Origin of the sequence: Aeromonas sp. R6-2, from assembly GCF_040908155.1 — a bacterium.
In the GTDB taxonomy this organism is placed as follows: Bacteria; Pseudomonadota; Gammaproteobacteria; order Enterobacterales; family Aeromonadaceae; genus Aeromonas; species Aeromonas schubertii.
Genome location: NZ_JBFODE010000053.1, coordinates 38,160 through 57,216 on the forward strand (window position 1 = coordinate 38,160; position 19,057 = coordinate 57,216).

The following is a 19,057-nucleotide window of genomic DNA, read 5'->3' on the forward strand; positions in this document are numbered from 1 at the left end:
AAAGAGAGAGATGCAAAAGGATATCGAGACCCTGTTCGGTCATCTGTGGGACAACTACATCAAGGTCACCCCGAGTGCCCACAAGGTGCACGAGCTGCTCGCCGGCGGCGAGTCTATCGTCAACGATCATGTCGCCTTCCGGACCTTCAACCTGCCCAAGGTGGGGCTCGAGAAACTGGCCGCCCACTTCCTGGCCCTGGGCTATGAGGAGAAGGGGCAGTACGAGTTCAAGGCCAAGAAGCTCAAGGCCAAGCACTTCGAGCACAGCGATCCGGATGCCCCCAAGGTATTTATCAGCGAGCTGAAGGTGGAGGAGCTCTCGGCCCCGGCCCAGGCGATCGTTCATGCTCTGGTGGAGCAGGTGCCCGAGCATCTGACCGATGCCCCTGCCTTCCTCTACGCCGGCTCCCCGTGGCGTGTCTCCCATGCCGACTACCAGACTCTGCTGGCCGAGAGCGAGTATGCCGCCTGGATGGCCGCTTGGGGCTATCGTGCCAACCATTTCACCGTCAGCATCAACCGCCTGCGTGACTTTGACACCATAGAGGCGGTCAACGCGGCCCTGAAGCGTGCGGGCTTCGTGCTCAACGCGGTCGGTGGCGAGGTGAAGGGCGATCCGCACGTGATGCTGGAGCAATCCTCCACCATGGCCGACAAGGCCGATGTGGCCTTTACCGACGGTGTGAAGACCATTCCAAGCTGCTTTTACGAGTTCGCCCTGCGTTACCCGCAGGCCGACGGCATCCTCTACCCGGGCTTCGTCGAAGCCTCGGCCGACAAGATCTTCGAGTCGACCAACGCCATGTAAGAGAGGGGCCGCTTGGCCCCTCTTCTTTTTCTGACGCGACCGTGGATCTCCTTTCCCGGTTTCGGCTAGAGTGAGAAATCATCCTCAACTGAGAACAGCTTATGCCGGCATACCTCTTTCTGCGCGAGGGCGAAACCCTCACTTGGCTGGAGATGGAAAGCGACGGTTATGGAGAGTCGCTCGTCCAACTGCTCGCTCAGGGGTTTGTCCCTCTGGGAGAGCCCCTGCTGGCCGAAGCGCCCGAGCAGGGCATCGCCCGGTTGCGGGAACGGGGTCACCTGCACGGTGAGCTCAAGGCATTTGGGAGCTACAGCATTCCCACCGAGGCCCTGGAGCCTCTGCTCACGCTGCGTTGATCGCCTCGAGGATAGCTCCGTCGGCGACCAGCAGGGTATCCATGCCGGCGGCACGCCCCGCCTGCACCCCAATCTCGGTATCTTCAAACACCAGGCAGCGGGTCGGCTCGACCCCCAGTTGCCCGGCGACCTTGAGAAAGGTGTCGGGATGGGGTTTGTGGTTCTCCACGTCATCGGCGCTCACTATGGTCTCGATATAGGCATCCAGGCCGGTTTGGCGCAGGATCTGCTCTACATGGCGGCGCGGTGAGCCGGTGCCTATGCCCATGGGTCGCTTGCCAAATTGGCTCCTGACCAGCTCCCACATGGGGGGATAGACCTGCACCTTGTCGATGTTGGCCAGATAGAGGGCGACCTTGCGCCGGGTGAAGGCCTCCACATCGATATGAAGTCCATGCTCGTTTGCCAGCAGGGCCACTATCTTGCGGGTCGGTATACCTCCCATGCCGTGGATGCGGGCGCGATCGAAGGGCAGGCCAAACTCGGCGGCGGTCTGTGCCCAGGCGTCCAGATGCAGGGACATGGAGTTCACCAGGGTGCCATCGAGATCGAAAATCAGGGCGTCGTATTGCTCAAACATGGGCCTACCTCGAAGAGTTGAAGGATGGCCAGACTAGCAGAGATCGCCCTCCGATGCCGAGGCGCGCGGCCATGAGAGATGTGGCTATTGGGAATAAAGAATACTTTTTTATTCTTTGTTGTTATTCACTCCCCCCGTTAGGCTCGATGCAAACCTCCTCATGGAAGATTCGAGCTATGTCATTGAAGGGCCTCTCTCCCCTGTCGGATGAGCAACAGCAGCAGCTCTCCCAGGTTCTATCCGGTCTCAACGTCCAGCAGCTGGCCTGGGTCAGCGGTTATCTCTACGGTCTCTCCCAGGGTGGCGTGGCGCCGGCCGCTTCCGTCAGCGTCGCCGCCTCCGGCTCCCTGACCATCCTCTACGGCTCCCAGACCGGCAATGCCAAGGGTGCCGCCGACGGCGTACGCAAGCTGGCCGAAGGGAAGGGGATCCCCGTGACCCTGGTCTCCATGGCCGATTACAAACCCAAACAGCTCAAGAAAGAGAGCCACCTGCTGGTGGTGGTGAGCACCTACGGTGAGGGCGAGCCGCCCGAGAGCGCGGTGGATCTGCATGAGCAGCTTAAGAAAGGCAAGCTTGGCAAGCTCGATGGCCTCAAGTTTGCCGTGCTGGGGCTGGGGGACAGCTCCTACGAGTTCTTCTGCCAAACCGGCAAGGATTTCGAGACCTTCCTCACCCAGGCCGGCGCCGAGCGCGTGGTCGAGAGCGCCCTGCTCGATGTGGATTACCAGGTGGCCGCCGCCAGCTGGGGTGAGCAGGCGATCACTGCCCTCGCCGCGACCCTGAGCACAGGCACCAGCGTCAGCTCGGCCGTCGCCCAGGCGGTCGGGCAGAGCCCCTACAGCAAGGAGCACCCCTTCCCGGCGCGGCTCTCGGTCAACCAGAAGATCACCGGTCGCGACTCCACCAAGGACATCCGCCATATCGAGATCAGCCTGGATGCATCCGGTATCCGCTACCAGCCGGGGGATGCCCTCGGGATCTGGTTCGACAACGCCCCCGAACTGGTTGGTGAAGTCTTGTCCCTGGCCGCTCTGACCGGCGATGAGGAGACCGCCCACGGTGACCTGCGCAGTACACTGACCCGTCATTTCGAACTGACCCGGCTGCACGGCGGCTTTATCACCGGCCTTGCCGAGATCTCGGACAACGCGGCCCTGCGCGATCTGGCCGGCGACAAGAGCCAGCTTAACGCTCTGGTCTCCTCTGCCCAGGTGGTGGATGTGCTCAAGCGCTTCCCGACCGCGCTCTCTGCCGAACAGCTGATCGGCCTGCTGCGCCCGCTCACCCCGCGTCTCTACTCCATCGCCTCCGCCCAGAGCGAGGTGGAGGAAGAGGTGCACCTGACCGTCGGGGTAGTGCGCTACCCGCAGGAAGACGGCGTGGTGCGCAGCGGCGCCGCCTCCTCCTACCTGGCCGACCGGTTGGAAGAGGGGGCCGAGGTGCGGGTGTTTGTTGAGCACAACGACAACTTCCGCCTGCCGACGAATCCGGATACCCCCGTCATCATGGTGGGCCCTGGCACCGGCATCGCCCCGTTCCGTGCCTTTATGCAGGAGCGGGAAGCGCAAGAGGCAGAGGGCAAGAACTGGCTCTTCTTCGGCAACCCGCATTTTACCCAGGACTTCCTCTATCAGGTGGAGTGGCAGCGCTATGTGAAATCCGGCCTGCTGTCGAAGATCTCCCTGGCCTTCAGCCGGGATCAGGGCGAGAAGATTTATGTGCAGGATCGCCTGCGCCAGGAAGGGCGCGAGCTCTATGCCTGGCTGGAGCAGGGGGCCCACCTCTACGTGTGCGGCGATGCCAATCGCATGGCGAAAGACGTGCAAGAGGCCCTGCTGGAGGTGATTGCCGAACACGGTCGCAAGAGCCGTGAGGAAGCAGAAGAGTATTTGAGCGAACTGCGTCGTGCCAAACGTTATCAAAGGGATGTCTACTGATGAGCAAGCAAATCGTTCCCGGTCCGGTGGAAGGACCGCTCTCCGACAACGAGCGCCTCAAGCGCGAGAGCCACTTTCTGCGCGGCACCATAGAGCAGGATCTGCAGGACCCGCTTACCGGTGGCTTCAACGGCGACAACTTCCAGCTGATCCGCTTTCACGGCATGTATCAGCAGGACGACCGTGACATCCGCCCCGAGCGCGCCGCCCAAAAACTCGAGCCGCTGCACAACGTCATGCTGCGCGCCCGCCTGCCGGGCGGCATCATCACCCCGGCCCAGTGGCTGGTGATCGACCAGTTCGCCGAAGAGCACAGCCTGTACGGCAGCATCCGCCTGACCACCCGCCAGACCTTCCAGTTCCACGGGGTGCTCAAGCGCGACATCAAACTGATGCACCAGACCCTCAATAGCACCGGCATCGACTCCATCGCCACCGCCGGCGACGTGAACCGCAACGTGCTCTGCACCAGCAACCCGGTGGAGTCCGAGCTGCACCGGGAGGCCTATGAGTGGGCCAAGAAAATTTCCGAGCACCTGCTGCCCAAGACCCGTGCCTACGTGGAGATCTGGCTGGACGGCGAGAAACTGGGGGGCGATGAGGAGCCGATCTTGGGCTCCAACTACCTGCCGCGCAAGTTCAAGACGACCGTGGTGATCCCGCCCCACAACGACGTGGACATCCACGCCAACGATCTCAACTTCGTGGCGATTGCCGAAGGTGGCAAGCTGGTGGGCTTCAACGTGCTGGTGGGCGGGGGGCTGGCCATGACCCATGGCGACACCAGCACCTACCCGCGCAAGGCGAGCGATTTTGGCTTCGTGCCGCTCTCCCATGTGCTGGAGGTGGCGGCCGCCGTGGTCAGCACCCAGCGTGACTGGGGCAACCGGGTCAACCGCAAGAACGCCAAGACCAAGTACACGCTTGAACGGGTGGGGGTCGAGGCCTTCAAGGCCGAGGTGGAGAGCCGTGCCGGCATCGCGTTTGGCGAGGTACGCCCCTATGCATTCACCAGTCGCGGCGATCGCTTCGGCTGGGTCGAGGGGATCGACGGCAAGCACCACCTGACCCTGTTCATCGAGAACGGCCGCCTGCTCGACTTTCCGGGCAAGCCCCTCAAGACCGGCATGCGCGAGATCGCCAAGGTACACCGGGGGGATTTTCGCCTCACCGCCAACCAGAATCTCATCATCGCGGGCGTGCCCGCCGGCGAGAAGGTGCGTATCGAGGCGCTGGCGCGCCAGTACGGCCTGCTCGATGACGGCGTGAGCGAGCAGCGCAAGCAGTCCATGGCGTGCGTCGCCCTGCCCACCTGCCCGCTGGCGATGGCCGAGGCCGAACGCATGCTGCCGGCCTTTGTCACCGACATCGAAGGGCTGCTGGCCAAACACGGTCTCGCCGATGACGCCATCATCTTCCGGGTCACCGGCTGCCCCAACGGCTGCGGCCGCGCCATGCTGGCGGAGGTGGGGCTGGTGGGCAAGGCGCCGGGGCGCTACAACCTGCATCTGGGGGGAAATCTCGAGGGGACGCGCATCCCGCGCCTGTACCGGGAGAACATCACAGAGGCGCAGATCCTGGCCGAGCTGGACGCCCTGATAGGCCGCTGGGCCACCGAGCGTAACGGAGGCGAGTGCTTCGGTGATTTCGTCATTCGCGCCGGGATCACTGCCCCCGTCGTCAACTCGGCCGTGGACTTCTACGCCGCCTGAGGAGAGCACAATGACACTCGATCTCGACCACCTGCTCACCCTGACCCGGGATCAGCAGATTGATGCCCTGGCGCCCCACAACCGGGAGCTGGAGCAGATGAGCGCCCCCGAGCGGGTGCGCTGGGCCCTGGCTCACCTGCCGGGTACCCATATCCTGTCGTCGAGCTTCGGCATCCAGGCGGCCCTGATGCTGCATCTGGTGAGCCGGGAGCGACCCGACATCCCTGTGGTGCTCACCGATACCGGTTATCTCTTCCCCGAGACCTACCGCTTCATCGACGAGCTGACCGAGCGGCTCGGGCTCAACCTGAAGGTCTACCAGGCGGCGCTCACCCCCGCCTGGCAGGAGGCGCGCTTTGGCAAGCTGTGGGAGCAGGGGGTGGAGGGAATCACCCGTTACAACCAGCTCAACAAGGTCGAGCCGATGGAGCGTGCCCAGCAGGAGCTCGGCGCCCGCACCTGGTTCTCGGGCCTGCGCCGGGAGCAGTCCGGCAGCCGCCAGGGGTTGCCGGTGCTGGCTATCCAGCGTGGCCGCTTCAAATTCCTGCCGGTCATCGACTGGAGCAACAAGGACGTGCACTACTACCTCAAGGAGTTTGACCTGCCCTACCACCCTCTGTGGGAGCAAGGTTATCTCTCGGTGGGCGACGTGCACACCACCGCCAGGTGGGAGCCGGGCATGAGCGAGGAGCAGACCCGCTTCTTCGGCCTCAAGCGCGAGTGTGGACTGCACGAAGAGGGCAAGGAGCAGGACGGCTCGGGGATCTGAGTCTTCACATCGATGAAGAAGGGGCCTGTCGGCCCCTTCTTTGTTGGGCTTCATATGTGGCTGGTTGAGATTGGCCCTGGATCGCATCCGAAATGATATGAATCAATAAGCGGATGGTGTTGACCCATTAGGATCTGAATTGGATCCTTTCAAGGAAGACTCCATGCACGATGTCGTCAAACGGCCCATCGACTACCTGCTGACCAAGCTCGCTCTGTTGCTGGGAGGCGTCATAGTGGTGATGAGCCTGGTGATGGCGGCGCTCAACTATCAGGATCTGGTGAACCTGCGGCTGGAGGGATACCGCCAGATGCTCCACACCCTGGAGACCAGCTACCTCAGGGAGCGGGTGATGCAGAGTCGGGCGCAGCTTGATGTGCTCGACGCCGCCCTGGACAGGGAGGCGATAGCAAGGGGAGAGTCGGCTTACTCCCCCATCTGGTCCATCGCCCACCGAATCAAGATGGCCGAGTCCCACTACATCTACTTCTATCACGTCCGCAGCGAGCGTATCGACAGCTACCCCTCCTTCTCACCCTCACCGGGTTCGAGTTTTACCCCCCATCTTCGCCCCTGGTTCGCCTTGATGGAGAGCGACCAGCCCCAATGGGTCGGTCCCTATCGGGAATATGGATCCGGTATCCGGGTATTGACTCTGGGGAAGAAGATCCACGCAGAGGATGGCTCCCTGCTTGGACTCATGATGGTGGATCTCAACCTTCACTTCCTGCAGGAAGCGCTGGAGAGAGTGCTGGGTCCCCTGGATGCGACACTCTTTCTGCGTCATCCACACAGTGGTGAGATGCTTGCCGAGGTAAACCCGCAGTTGTTGCGACAGGTGCCCGCCACAGAGGAAGAGGAGCAGGCGGCCCTGAAGGGGCTGCGGCAGGGGGCACTACTGCTGCACGATGTTCCCTATGTAGGTTGGGAGCTTGGCCTCTATGTGCCCGCGGTTCGCTTCTGGCGAGCCCTGACCCATGAGCTCTCCCTGCTGATGTTACCGCTGGGCGCCATGATGCTGGTGGTTTGGATGGGAATACGCTCCCTGCTGCGCATCTTCCACCGGGAGCTGGATCTGCTGCAGGGGCGTCTCAACACGCTGGTACGGGGAGAGCAGGAGGAGGAGGGGGCATCCCAGGCTCCCTGGTTTGTCGAGGCGAATCTGAAGGAGTTGGCGGTCATCGAGGATCACTACCGATCCCAGCAACGGGCCCTGCTAAGCGATCCTCTGACCGGGATCGGTAACCGTCGCTCCTTCGACGAAGCGATGGAGAGTGTGGGGACACAGGAGACTTATGCCCTGGTGTTGATCGATGTGGACAGGTTCAAGCGGATCAATGACCACTGTGGGCACAGTGTCGGGGACGGGGTGCTCTGCCGGGTGGCCGAGTGTCTGGTCAACGTGTTTGGGCCTGCGGGCTGCTATCGCATCGGCGGGGATGAGTTTGCCGTGCTCACTCCCTGGGGAGAGCAGGAGCTGGGAGAGGCGCTCGACAGGCTCGGGCGAAGGATCCATCGTCAGCGCTGGCGAGAGGGGATCCGGGTCACCCTCAGTATGGGGGTGGCGTCGGGAGGGGCACCGGACTGGTTTGAGCGGGCCGATGCGGCGCTTTATCGCAGCAAGGAGACGGGGCGAGATCGCTGGTGTCGGGAGTGAGGGGCCGAAGGCCCCTCTTGTGTTACAGGGCTTTCATCACCTCGGCGCCGATGGCGAAGGAGCGCTTGCGGGCGTCGTGATCCGTGATGGGGCCGTTGAACATCAGCTCATCGGCACCTGTCTCGGCCAGCAGGGCGCGCACGCCGTGGTAGATCTCGTCCGGATCGCCGACCAGGGAGCGGGCCAGGGTGCGCTCCATGGCGAGCAGCTCGTGGGGAGGCCAGCCATCGAGATCCGCCACCGGGTGGGGCAGCTCACCCGCATCTCCCCGGTGCAGTCGCAAGAACTGCTGCTGCACAGTGGTGAAGAGGCGCCGGGCCGTGGCCGAATCGTCGGCGGCGACCAGGTTTACGCACACCAGGGCATGGGGTTTCGGCCAACGAGCCGAGGGTCTGTACTGGCTGCGGTAGAGTTCGAGGGCCTGCAGCAGCATGGCCGGCGCGAAGTGGGAGGCGAAACCAAACGGCAGTCCCATGGCGGCGGCGAGCTGGGCACCGTAGAGGCTGGAGCCGAGCAACCAGACCGGCACCTCGAGGCCGCGTCCCGGCACAGCACGGACCGCCCCCGCCTCGTCGCCGAAGTAGGCCATCAACTCGGCCACCTCGGCCGGGAAGTCGTCGATGCTCTGCTCCTTGTGGCGACGCAGGGCCCGCATGGTGGTCTGGTCGGTGCCGGGGGCGCGACCGAGGCCGAGATCGATGCGATCCCCGAACAACGAGGCCAGGGTGCCAAACTGTTCGGCCACCATCAGGGGAGCGTGGTTGGGCAGCATGATGCCGCCGGCCCCGAGGCGAATGCGCGAGGTGCCATTGCCGAGGTGGCACAGCAGCACCGAGGTGGCGGCGCTGGCGATCCCCGGCATGTTGTGGTGCTCGGCCACCCAGTAGCGGGTGTAACCGAGCGCTTCGGCGTGGCGGGCGAGATCCAGCGAATGGCGGAATGATTCGGCCGGGCTCGAGCCTTCCGGTACGGGCACCAGGTCGAGCAGGGAGTAGGGAATGCGCATGTCATGCTCCATTGACGGATTCTATTGGCAACAAAGCGACCACTCTAGCACAGGTCTCCCGCCGTCAAACTGTTAACTCTGCGAGGTGACCTATCGGTCTAAGGCCTCATCGGGGGCCCAAGGCTCCTGGCGGGGAGGCTCTCTTCAGCCCCCCTGACCCTGTTATCCCGGGGCAACACCCGTCGCGCTCTTTCGATCGCCACCGAGCGTCGTCGCGGGGCCCCCCATCGAGTGCGATGGGCGGTTGCACCGCAAGTGCCTCATGGGCAGCGCTTGTCCGGGGGCTGCTGTTGCTCGCGCTGCTCCTTGAGCTCCTTGCCGAGGAAGTAGTTGAGGAAGGTGCGGATCACCGCGATCACCGCCAGACGGATCAGCTCCTCCTGGCTCGGGGCTATGGTGGTGGCCAGGATGTCGGCGGCGAGCTGGAACTCCAGCGCCAGAATGAGCCAGCTGCCAAAGCAGAGACGGATGCGCGGGAAGCCGGGTTCATGGTCCCGCTGGCGCAGGGCCAGCAGCAGGGTTTTGCCAAGGCCGATGACCACACAGGCCACCGAGATGAGTTCGAGGGCGAACTGGACCAGCTCCACGCCGTGCAGCATCGCCGATTTCCACTGTGCAAGTTCAAACCAGAGTGTCACCGGAATGGCTCCTCATGAACATGTGTCTAATGTGATTAACATATTGATTCAAAAAGGCCAAGTGAAAGTCATGGAATATGAAAACGCTCCTCTTGGTCAAGCCAACACCAAGTGTAGGGCGTTGTTTTCCATGCCTGTCTGCGCCATTTCCGGTAGAATCATCGCCGCTTTTTCAAACCGGTGAGGAGAGGGGATGACGGTTCAGTTCCAGGCGTTTCACACAGTCGGTGCACTCGACGAGGAGCAGGTGCTGCTCAACTGGTCCGGCACCAATCCACTGGCCCGGACCTGGCAGATTTACCGCCCCCGCAGCGAGACCGAGTTGCAGCAGCGCCTGCGCGATGAGCCGACTCGTGCCATCCGCCTGATCGGCTCCAGCCTATCCTATGAGCCTATCCACAGCGTCTTTCACGACCCCCATGCCCTGCTGGTGGATCTCTGCCACCTGCAGGGAAGGGTGGTGATGGATGAGGAGAGTGTCACCTATCGGGCCGGCACGCCGGTCGATACCCTCTACGCCGATCTCATCGCCATGGAGCGCATGTTGCCCGCCTCTCCCGGGGTGATCGGCATTCAGACCCTGGGCGGGGCGCTCAGCACAGGCACGCACGGCCAGGGGCTCGGGCAATCGTCCCTGTGCGAGGCGGTGCTCGCCCTGCGGGTGCTGCTGGCGAGCGGAGAGATAGTCCGCATTGAGCGGGATGACCCCCGCTTCGGTGCCTTCGTGATGGGGCTCGGTTGCCTCGGCATCCTGCTCGAGGTGCGCCTTCGCACCGTACCCAACCGCATCATGCGCTGCACCAAGTTCACCACCGATTACGACTGGTTGTTTGAACACAACGAGCGGGTCAATCGTGAGCACGGCTTCGTCAAGAGTTGGTGGTTTGCCTGGACCGGGGAGAGCCATCTCTGGCTGGTCGATCCGGCCTCGGAGGAGGAGGAGGCCCGCTACCGGGCCGGAGGTTGCGAGGTGCTGCCTCTCGGGGATACACCCGACTCGCGCATGAATGCCACCATAGAGCAGACCCTCGGCAAGATGGCCCGGGACACCAAGGATCTGCAGCAGGCCGGCGAGCACTTCGAGACGGTGCGCCGCTTCAAGGATGCCACCGACCTGGTGGGCAACGTCTATCAGATCCTCTGCAAGGGGATCCCGGCCCCCCAGATCAACTGCGAGATTGCCGTCCCTCTGTCCCGTATGCAGGAGGCCATGACCCTGCTCAGCCAGTGGCAGCAGGCCAACCCGGGGGTGCTCCATTACCCCTTCATCCTGCGCTGTTGCGGCGCCTCGGATGCCTGGCTCAGTCCCGCCTACGGGCGTGAGGTGTGCTGGATTGGTTTCCTGGTTTATCTGGCGGCAGACGGCACCTTCGTCGGGGGATCCCTGGATCAGATGCACGAGCTGCAGCGTCTGCTTGCTCCTCTGGGTGGCTTGCCCCATTTCGGCAAGCATCTGGTCCCCTCCCTCTATGATTTCCCGACCCGCCTGCCGCGCTGGCACGACTTCCAGGCCCTGCGCCGGGAGCTGGACCCGAGTGGCCGTCTGCTCAACCCCTGGCTGCGCAACCTGTTTGAACCGGAGACCTCTTCATGCTGACCGACGTCAACGATCCGCGGATCCCCGTCACTCTGCTCACCGGCTTCCTCGGCAGCGGCAAGACCACCTTGCTCAACCACTGGGTGAAGCAGCCTGAGCTCGGCGAGTGCGCCGTGCTTATCAACGAATTTGGCTCGGTCGGGCTCGACCACCATCTGGTGCAGCAGATTGACGAGCAGGTCGTACTGCTCGACTCCGGCTGTATCTGCTGCTCGGTGCAGGGCTCCCTGGTGGAGGCCTTGCAGGGGCTCTTCATGAAGGCGGTGCAAAAACAGATCAAGCCGTTCAAGCGCCTCATCATAGAGACGACCGGGTTGGCCGATCCGGCGCCGGTGCTCTTTACCCTGCGCGAAGAGGGCTTTATCGCCCAGCGCTATCGCTTCGACGGCACCGTCACCGTGGTCGATGCGGGCCATATCGGCCAGCAGTTGGTGAGCCAGTATGAGGCGGTCAAGCAGGTGGCCCTGGCCGATCTGCTGGTGGTGAGCAAGGGGGATCTGGCCGACGAGGCAACCCTGGACGAGGTCGAGGCGCGTCTGGGCGCCCTCAACCCGGCCGCCCCCATCGAGCGGATCAGTCACGGCGAGCTCTCCCCGGCTGTGCTGGAGAGGCTGGGGGCCTACAACGCCGAGGCCGGGCGCGATGTGCGTCAGTTGCTGGCCTGGCTGCGGACCGAGGCGCCGCGTCAGGGGCTGGCCTCTCCCATGCGCCCCCGACTCGCACCGCTGGTCGCTCAGGTGGGGGCCAGTGCCCCCTCCCACTTCGAACACACGGATGTGGAGAGCTTCTCCCTGCGTATCGGTGAGCCCCTCAAGGCGAGTCGCTTGCTGGCCGCCATCGATGCGGTTCAGGCCCGGTTTGGGGATGCTCTGCTAAGGCTGAAGGGGATCTTGCAACTGGAAGGGGAGAGCCAACCTGTGGTGATCCACGGGGTACACGGCCAGCTCTACCCCCTGCAGACGCTGGGTGATTGGCCGGAGGGCAAGGCCCAGTCCCGACTGGTGTTTATCGTGCGCAGCGCCGATCGGGCCGAGATCCAGGCCCTGTTCGAGCAGACCCTGAGTGCTCCCGAGCCGAGCCTGGAGGAGCGGCTGCGCGCCATGCTGGGTGGTGATATCGCATAAAGAGGAGGGCGTCCATGTCCGTCAGTGCGTTTGAACGCAAGGTATTGCCAGGATTGGCGGCCTTCGGTTTTTTCATGCAGGCACTGGACGCCACCATTCTCAACACGGCCCTGCCCACCATGGCCAGGGCGCTTGGCGAGAGCCCTCTGCAGATGCAGACTGTGGTGATCGCCTATGTGCTAACGGTCGCCCTCTTGATCCCGGCCTCCGGCTGGCTGGCCGACCGCTTCGGTACCCGTACCGTTTATCTCTGGGCCATCGCCCTCTTCACCCTGGGGTCGCTCGCCTGCGCCCTCTCTCCCACCTTGCCCGCCCTGGTGGCGGCGCGTGTGTTACAGGGGATCGGTGGCGCCCTGCTGGTGCCGGTGGGGCGCCTGGCGGTGCTGCGGGTCTTTCAGGGCAGTGAGCTGCTGCGGGCCATGTCGTTTGTCACCATTCCCGGCCTGGTGGGGCCCCTGATCGGACCGGCCCTCGGTGGCTGGCTGGTGGAGGTGGCGAGTTGGCACTGGGTGTTTTTCATTAATCTGCCGGTGGGGGTCCTGGGGCTGCTGGTGTGCTGGCGCTTCATGCCGGATCTGCGTCAGGAGACCCGTCGCTTCGACTGGCAGGGGTTTATCCTCTTCAGTCTGGGACTGGTGCTCGCCTCTCTCGGCCTGCAGGGGATGGGGGAGCGCAGCTTCTCCCTCGGGATCTCGCTGCTGATGCTGCTCGCTGGCCTGGCGGCCATGGCCGGTTACTGGCTCTATGCGGCCCGGGCCGAGCGCCCCCTGTTCGCCCTCTCCCTCTTTGCCACACCCACCTTCGCCATCGGCATCCTGGGCAACCTGTTTGCGCGCCTCGGCAGCGGCGCCATGCCGTTTCTCACCCCGCTGTTTCTGCAGCTGGGGCTGGGCTTTTCGCCGAGCAAGGCGGGGTTGACCATGATCCCGACCGTGCTCGGGGCCATGCTCACCAAGACGCTGGTCAATCGCCTCATTCCCCGGCTCGGCTATCGCCGCATCCTCATCGGCAATACCCTGCTGCTCGGGGTGATGATGGGGGCCTTCTCCCTCATCGACAACCGGTGGCCATACTGGGCCCTGGTGGGATGGATGGGGATCTTTGGCGCCCTCAACTCCCTGCAGTTTTCGGCCATGAACACCCTGACGCTCAAGGATCTCGGGCCCGAGCAGGCGAGCGGTGGCAACAGCCTGCTGTCGGTGGTGATGCAGCTGGCCATGAGCATGGGTATCGCGGTGGCCGCCAGCCTGCTCAACCTCTTCCACGGTGGGCAGACCGAGTGGCTGCCCACCTTCCATGTCACCTATCTCTGTGTCGGTGCCATGTCGATGTTGGCAGCCCTCATCTTCTACCAGCTGGATCACACCCGGAACTGATCGATGGCGCGGGCCAGCTTACCGGCCTGCTCTTCGACCTGCAGGGTCGCCGCCAGGGACTCCTCGGCCTGTCCGCGCACCTGGTTGGCGATGTCGCGGATCATCACCGCATTGCGGTTGATCTCGCTGGCCACCGAGCTCTGCTCCTCGACCGCGGTGGCGATCTGGGTGTTCATATCGAGTACCGCCTCCATCCGCTCGGTGATCAGGCCCAGCTGCTCGCCGGCCAGGTTGGCGGCGGTCACGCTCTGCTCACCATTCTCACGGCACTCGCCTATCTGGGCCACCATGCTGGCGGTACGTGATTGCAGGCTGCCTATGATGGTGGCGATCTCTGTGGTGCTCTGCTGGGTACGCATGGCGAGGCTGCGAACCTCGTCGGCGACCACCGCAAAGCCCCGTCCCTGATCCCCGGCGCGGGCGGCTTCGATGGCGGCGTTGAGGGCCAGCAGATTGGTCTGCTCGGCGATGGCGCGGATCACGTCCAGCACGCTGCTGATGGTCTGGCTCTCGCTGGCGAGGGCCTCTCCCTCCTGGCTGGTGCCGGCGAGCCGCTCCGAGAGTTGGCGTATGGTCTGGCGGGTCTGCTGGACGCTGTCACGCCCCTGCTCGGCGGCGCTGTGAGTGTCACGGGCGCTGGCGGCGGCGGTCTCTGTGTTGTCGGCGATGTTGGCGATGGTGGATTCCATCTCGGTGGCGGCACTGGCGACCAGATCGCTCTCCTCAAGCTGCTTGAGCAGGGCATGCTGAGCCTGCTCGGCTTGCTGGCTCAGCAGACGGGTCTGGGATTCCAGGTGACCCACTGTGCCCTTCACCTGTTCGATGAGGGCATGGAAGTGATCGAGCATGGTATCGAAGTCGTGACCCATGGCGGCCAGCTCATCCCGGCCGGTGAGACGGGCACGCAGGGTCAGATCGCTGCTCTGGGTCACCCGGCGCATCACGCCGGCCAGCTGATCTATGCCTCCCATGATGCTGCGGCCTATGCCCAGATTGAGCAACAGCGCCGTGAGAATGCCGGCGGCGCAGAGCAGGATCATCATCCAGAGTTGGCGATCGTGCTGGACCTCGGCATAGCGGGTGAGCTCCTCGAGCAGGGTGGCGCTGTAGCCCGCCATCTGGCGCTCTTTATCAGTCAGGCTGGCACGCAGCCCCTCCTTGCCGGTCAGCCCCAACTGCTGCTCGGCCACCACCAGGTCTCCAAAGTGCTGGCGATAGCGCTGGAGCAGGGCGGCCTGCTCGGGAGAGGCGGCCAGGGCCTCGGCCAGCGGGGCGGCATTCTCCTCCAGCTTGGCCAGATAGCGCATATCCCGGCGCAGCATGAAGTCTTTCTCATCCCGGCGCAGTTGCAGCAGCATCACCTGTAACCGGGGCTCGTCGCGCTCCTTGAGGGCGGCCTCCAGGCTATGGGTTGCGGCTCTGAGCTGGCCATAGAGGCCGCTCTCGGGGGTGAGCCCAATCTTCTCCTGCTGCTGCTGGAGCTTCTGGAACTCTCCCCGATATGCGTCGAGCCCCTGACCCAGAGTGGTCAGATGGTCTGCCAGCTCGGCTGGCAATGTCTCACCCAGCTGCTTCATGGTCTCGTGGGCCAGCTGGAGGTCGCGATTAAATTCCTGTACCAGAGCCGGATCTTTGCGCAGCAGGTAGAGCTTCTCATCGAGGGCCAGTTGGGTGCGCTGGGTATCCAGTTGCTGGGTCAGTCGCTGGGCGGTGGCGAGACGCTCACTGCGTTCGGAGAAGTAGGACAATCCACCCACCAGCAGAAGCTGGATCAGGGTGATGAGGAGGGCGGACCAAAGTAATTTCTGTTTGACGCTCATGACTGACTCACAGCAAGGGGGGTGTCTATCCCTATCGACCTGCTCAGAAATTACTTTAATAAAATCTTTATTATCAATATGTTAGTGATTCTTTTCTCACTTTTGGCGAGGGCGGGTTCCAGTCGAAGTGGACCGGCTGCAGACGCTGACTCTGTTTGTCATAGGCAGCCCAAAGATCGCCATAGCGAGCCTGGGTGAGCGGGTGACGACGCTCGGGGGCGAGCTCGGCAAGCGGCCAGAGCACGAAGGCATTGGTCACTATCTCGGCACGGGGCAGGCTGACCGGCTGGTCACAGATCAGATCGTCATAGAGCAGCAGGTCGAGGTCCAGGGTGCGCGGCGCAAACTTCTTGGCATCGGCAGGGCGACCGTGGGCAAACTCCAGCTCGCGCAGCTCCCGGGTGACCGAGGAGAGGGAGTGATCCGTATCGGCACCCACCACCAGGTTATAGAAGGGGCTGCCGGCAAAGCCGACCGCCTCGCTCTCGAAGACCCGGGAGACCTGCAGCGAGCCATAGAGTCGGTGCAGGGCATCGAGCCCGGCGCGGATGTGCTGCTCCCTCTCGATGTTGGAGCCTAGGCTGATATAGATGCGCGCCATTACTGTTCACTCGGTCCGGGTTGTTGATGGCGCAGGATCTCGACCCCGACACCGGCCGCGTTGGGGACGGCGCCGGGCTTGGTGAGGGTGACACGGACCCACTGCACCCGGTTATCGGTCAACACCAGGGTGGCGACCTGCTCGGCCATGGTTTCCACCAGTTCGACCACTGTGGTGCTCATGTGTCGGGTGATGCGCTCGCTCAGGTTGGCGTAGTCCAGCGCCTGGTGAATGTCGTCGCCGGCAGCAGCCGGCCGGTTGTTGAATCCCATCTCGAGATCCACGATCAGCTTGCGGCGGATCCCCTTCTCCCACTGGTAGACGCCAATGGTAGACAAAACCTCCAGACCGCGAATAAACACCTTGTCCATAGCACTACTTCTTCTTTACTCTTGAGCTGTTGTTGCAAGCATCAGGATGCTGGCAGCGGCAGACCTTCTGCCGCAAGGCACACAGGGATGAACCGTGCGCCACAGGGAGCCCGCATTCTACTCCATTCACCGCAAGGTAAGAACGACCAAGATGACGGCCCTGACGTTTTTGATGATTGTTCTGGCGTATCTGGGAGGCTCTCTCTCCAGCGCCGTGCTGATCTCCCGCTCCTGTGGCCTGCCCGATCCCCGCGACTATGGCTCGCACAATCCCGGCGCCACCAATGTGTTGCGTCTCGGCGGGCGCGGCGCCGCCGCCGCCGTGCTGGTGCTCGACATCCTCAAGGGGCTGATCCCCGTCTATCTGGCCTGGTTCCTCGATATCAAGCCCGTCTTTCTCGGCTTTATCGGCGTCGCCGCCTGCCTCGGCCACATGTACCCGGTGTTCTTTCGCTTTCGCGGCGGCAAGGGGGTGGCGACGGCGCTTGGGACCATGCTGCCCATCGGCTTCACCATGGGGGGGCTGGTGATCGGCACCTGGTTGCTGGTGCTGCTCGTCAGCGGCTACTCATCGCTGGCCTCGATTGTCACCGTGCTGCTCACCCCTGTGTTCACCTATTTGCTCAAGCCCGAGTACACCCTGCCCGTCTCTCTGCTCTCCTGCCTTATCCTGATCCGCCACCACGAGAACGTGGTGCGACTGATGCGGGGCGAGGAGCCCAGGGTGTGGCGACGCGGCTCGCCCGGCAAGGACACAACTGATTAAAATCGGGGCCAGTGGATAAAAAAGAGACGAACGAGACGAAAACTGAAATTTCCCGTTGACCCGCCGAACCAAAATCCGTTTAATAGCGGCCACGCCCAGATAGCTCAGTCGGTAGAGCAGGGGATTGAAAATCCCCGTGTCGGCGGTTCGATTCCGTCTCTGGGCACCAATTTTGGTGCCATGAAATAAAAATTTGTTCATGCACAATGGTTTAACGTGTGCCGGCTTAGCTCAGTAGGTAGAGCAACTGACTTGTAATCAGTAGGTCACCAGTTCGATTCCGGTAGCCGGCACCATTTGCCCAGATAGCTCAGTCGGTAGAGCAGGGGATTGAAAATCCCCGTGTCGGCGGTTCGATTCCGTCTCTGGGCACCACCTTCACAGCCTTGGCTGTAAAAAGTTTGTTCCTCCGTAGTTCAGTCGGTAGAACGGCGGACTGTTAATCCGTATGTCACTGGTTCGAGTCCAGTCGGAGGAGCCACATAAGAAGCCCCTGTCGCAAGACAGGGGCTTTTTTCATTCCACCATTCGACGAAAACAAGAACCGTTCAGAGACAGGACCGACATGGATAATCAAGCCGTCACCGAATCCAGGGAGATTCGCCACTCTTCACTGCGCCGCTGGCTCGAGCCGGTACTGGTGCTGACCATACTGGGCAGCCTGTTTGGTTATCTGGGCAGCCAGATGGGCCTCTCCGCCATGGTCAACACCCTGTTTAACACGGCGCACCAACTGCTGCTCAATACGGTGCTCTTTATCATGGGGATCACGGTTCTCTCGGGGGCGCTCAGCCAACTGCTCAGCGAGTTTGGCGTGATCCGTCTGCTCGAGGTGCTGCTGGCCCCCCTGATGAAGCCGGTGTTCCGCTTGCCCGGTCGCACCGCGCTGGCGGCCCTGATGACCTTCTTCTCCGACAATCCGGCGGTCATCAGCCTCGCCAGGGACAGCCGTTTTCGCAAGGGCTTCACCCCCTGGCAGCTGGTGTCGCTGACCAACTTCGGTACCGCCTTCGGCATGGGGCTTATCGTGGTCACCTTCATGGCCACCCTGCAACTGGGGGGCGGTGGCTCCACCGTCAAGGCGGCCATGATCGGCCTGCTCGGCGCCCTGATTGGCTCGGTCGTGTCGACCCGGCTGATGCAGAAGATGATCCGCCCCCTGGTGGGGGAGACGCCGGTGGACGATGGGGCTCTCTCCCAGGGCCCCAAACCGGGTCTCTCCCATGAGCAGGCGCCGACCTGGCTGCGGGTGCTCAACTCCCTGCTCGACGGGGGCAAGTCCGGGGTCGAGCTGGGAATGGCAGTGATCCCCGGGGTGCTCATCATCAGCACCTTCGTCATGCTGCTCACCTTCGGCCCGGGTGACAAGGGCTACACCGGCGAGGCCTTCCAGGGGGTCGCCCTGCTGCCGGTGCTGGCGGCCAAGATTGGTTGGCTGTTCGAGCTGCTGTTCGGCTTCACCCAGCCCGAGCTGGTTGCCTTCCCGGTGACCTCCCTCGGCGCCGTGGGGGCAGCCATGTCCCTGGTGCCGCCCTTTATCGCCAAGGGTTGGATCGGTGGCAACGAGATCGCCGTCTTCACCGCCATGGGGATGTGCTGGAGCGGCTTTCTGAGCACCCACACCGCCATGCTCGACGCCCTCGGCTATCGCCACCTCACCTCCCGGGCCATCGTCGCCCACACGGTTGGCGGGCTCTGCGCCGGCGTCGCGGCGCACCAGCTGTTCGCTCTGCTGGGGTGAGCCGGGTAGCAAGAGAGAAGAAATAAGAAGAGGCGCCGCGGCGCCTCTTTGACATCTCGTTGCCCCTGTCGGGTGCGGGTAATAAAAAACCGGGCATGGCGCCTAATGCCGATCAGTTAAGGATCCATTGACCGATCCTTCTGATGTGTGAAAATCCGAAACCTATTGATTGGTTTCGGATTTTTTATGCGCATC

Annotated in this window: 17 protein-coding genes and 4 tRNA genes; 15 read left to right on the top strand and 6 right to left on the bottom strand. The window is 63.1% G+C overall.

All coding sequences use genetic code 11. The annotated features are described in order from the left end of the window. The first annotated feature begins 10 nt into the window (after positions 1-10). Together AB5Y48_RS13625 and AB5Y48_RS13630 are read left to right on the top strand one after the other, a co-directional pair. On the top strand, positions 11-808 hold the full coding sequence (locus tag AB5Y48_RS13625) for a DUF1338 domain-containing protein (protein WP_368164814.1): 798 nt from the start codon (positions 11-13) through the stop codon (positions 806-808). A gap of 101 nt (positions 809-909) precedes the next feature. Continuing rightward, positions 910-1,164: a hypothetical protein gene (locus AB5Y48_RS13630; RefSeq protein ID WP_050667317.1), complete on the top strand. Its 255-nt coding sequence runs from the start codon at positions 910-912 to the stop codon at positions 1,162-1,164. Here the strand turns inward: AB5Y48_RS13630 and AB5Y48_RS13635 are convergent. Next, positions 1,151-1,744, bottom strand: a complete 594-nt coding sequence (locus AB5Y48_RS13635) for an HAD family hydrolase (protein ID WP_368164816.1) — start codon at positions 1,742-1,744, stop codon at positions 1,151-1,153. The genes AB5Y48_RS13630 and AB5Y48_RS13635 overlap by 14 nt on opposite strands. 176 nt (positions 1,745-1,920) lie before the next feature. On the opposite strand from AB5Y48_RS13635, the gene AB5Y48_RS13640 reads away from it, so the two are divergent. The 4 genes from AB5Y48_RS13640 (at position 1,921) to AB5Y48_RS13655 (ending at position 7,822) form a co-directional block, all read left to right on the top strand. Further along, positions 1,921-3,684: an assimilatory sulfite reductase (NADPH) flavoprotein subunit gene (locus AB5Y48_RS13640; RefSeq protein WP_368164818.1), complete on the top strand. Its 1,764-nt coding sequence runs from the start codon at positions 1,921-1,923 to the stop codon at positions 3,682-3,684. Next, positions 3,684-5,396 (top strand): assimilatory sulfite reductase (NADPH) hemoprotein subunit, encoded by a 1,713-nt coding sequence (gene cysI, locus AB5Y48_RS13645; RefSeq protein WP_368164819.1) that lies wholly within the window; start codon positions 3,684-3,686, stop codon positions 5,394-5,396. Before AB5Y48_RS13640 ends, cysI begins: the two co-directional genes overlap by 1 nt. Before the next feature lie 10 nt (positions 5,397-5,406). Further along, positions 5,407-6,165 carry a phosphoadenylyl-sulfate reductase gene (locus AB5Y48_RS13650; RefSeq protein WP_197273680.1) on the top strand — a complete coding sequence of 253 codons (759 nt, stop codon included), beginning with the start codon at positions 5,407-5,409 and terminating at the stop codon, positions 6,163-6,165. Between the two features lie 163 nt (positions 6,166-6,328). After that, positions 6,329-7,822: a diguanylate cyclase gene (locus AB5Y48_RS13655; RefSeq protein ID WP_368164821.1), complete on the top strand. Its 1,494-nt coding sequence runs from the start codon at positions 6,329-6,331 to the stop codon at positions 7,820-7,822. 22 nt (positions 7,823-7,844) lie between these two features. Here AB5Y48_RS13655 and AB5Y48_RS13660 read toward each other — a convergent pair whose 3' ends face one another. Both AB5Y48_RS13660 and AB5Y48_RS13665 read right to left on the bottom strand, forming a co-directional pair. Further along, the gene (locus AB5Y48_RS13660; protein ID WP_368164823.1) at positions 7,845-8,828 is read right to left on the bottom strand and encodes an LLM class flavin-dependent oxidoreductase; all 984 of its coding nucleotides are present in this window, start codon (positions 8,826-8,828) and stop codon (positions 7,845-7,847) included. A 260-nt stretch (positions 8,829-9,088) separates the two neighbouring features. Beyond that, entirely contained in the window at positions 9,089-9,427 is a 339-nt protein-coding gene (locus AB5Y48_RS13665; protein WP_368164829.1) for a DUF1622 domain-containing protein, read from the bottom strand. 232 nt (positions 9,428-9,659) lie between these two features. On the opposite strand from AB5Y48_RS13665, the gene AB5Y48_RS13670 reads away from it, so the two are divergent. The 3 genes from AB5Y48_RS13670 to mdtD are packed head-to-tail and all read left to right on the top strand — an operon-like array spanning position 9,660 to position 13,563. Next, positions 9,660-11,063: a D-arabinono-1,4-lactone oxidase gene (locus tag AB5Y48_RS13670; protein ID WP_050667326.1), complete on the top strand. Its 1,404-nt coding sequence runs from the start codon at positions 9,660-9,662 to the stop codon at positions 11,061-11,063. Next, positions 11,060-12,187, top strand: a complete 1,128-nt coding sequence (locus AB5Y48_RS13675; protein WP_368164830.1) for a GTP-binding protein — start codon at positions 11,060-11,062, stop codon at positions 12,185-12,187. Before AB5Y48_RS13670 ends, AB5Y48_RS13675 begins: the two co-directional genes overlap by 4 nt. 14 nt (positions 12,188-12,201) lie before the next feature. Beyond that, positions 12,202-13,563 (top strand): multidrug transporter subunit MdtD, encoded by a 1,362-nt coding sequence (mdtD, locus tag AB5Y48_RS13680; protein ID WP_224162349.1) that lies wholly within the window; start codon positions 12,202-12,204, stop codon positions 13,561-13,563. Here mdtD and AB5Y48_RS13685 read toward each other — a convergent pair. The 3 genes from AB5Y48_RS13685 to folB form a co-directional block, all read right to left on the bottom strand. Beyond that, positions 13,548-15,383, bottom strand: a complete 1,836-nt coding sequence (locus tag AB5Y48_RS13685; protein WP_368164825.1) for a methyl-accepting chemotaxis protein — start codon at positions 15,381-15,383, stop codon at positions 13,548-13,550. The two genes, mdtD and AB5Y48_RS13685, sit on opposite strands and share 16 nt — an antisense overlap. Before the next feature lie 73 nt (positions 15,384-15,456). Next, positions 15,457-15,984, bottom strand: coding sequence for a 2-amino-4-hydroxy-6-hydroxymethyldihydropteridine diphosphokinase (folK, locus tag AB5Y48_RS13690; RefSeq protein WP_368164826.1), 528 nt, complete (start codon positions 15,982-15,984; stop codon positions 15,457-15,459). Continuing rightward, on the bottom strand, positions 15,984-16,355 hold the full coding sequence (gene folB / locus AB5Y48_RS13695; RefSeq protein WP_050667330.1) for a dihydroneopterin aldolase: 372 nt from the start codon (positions 16,353-16,355) through the stop codon (positions 15,984-15,986). Before folB ends, folK begins: the two co-directional genes overlap by 1 nt. Positions 16,356-16,506: 151 nt before the next feature. On the opposite strand from folB, the gene plsY reads away from it, so the two are divergent. The 6 genes from plsY to AB5Y48_RS13725 all read left to right on the top strand — a co-directional run bounded on the left by plsY (position 16,507) and on the right by AB5Y48_RS13725 (position 18,862). Beyond that, complete coding sequence (gene plsY, locus AB5Y48_RS13700) at positions 16,507-17,121, top strand: glycerol-3-phosphate 1-O-acyltransferase PlsY (protein ID WP_136614582.1); 615 nt, start codon at positions 16,507-16,509, stop codon at positions 17,119-17,121. A 93-nt stretch (positions 17,122-17,214) separates the two neighbouring features. Continuing rightward, positions 17,215-17,290 (top strand) — tRNA-Phe (locus AB5Y48_RS13705). Positions 17,291-17,341: 51 nt separating this feature from the next. Next, positions 17,342-17,417 (top strand) — tRNA-Thr (locus AB5Y48_RS13710). Between the two features lie 3 nt (positions 17,418-17,420). Continuing rightward, a tRNA-Phe gene (locus AB5Y48_RS13715) sits at positions 17,421-17,496 on the top strand. 30 nt (positions 17,497-17,526) lie between these two features. Continuing rightward, positions 17,527-17,602 (top strand) — tRNA-Asn (locus tag AB5Y48_RS13720). Between the two features lie 84 nt (positions 17,603-17,686). After that, positions 17,687-18,862, top strand: coding sequence for a nucleoside recognition domain-containing protein (locus AB5Y48_RS13725; protein ID WP_368164827.1), 1,176 nt, complete (start codon positions 17,687-17,689; stop codon positions 18,860-18,862). Positions 18,863-19,057 lie beyond the last annotated feature (195 nt).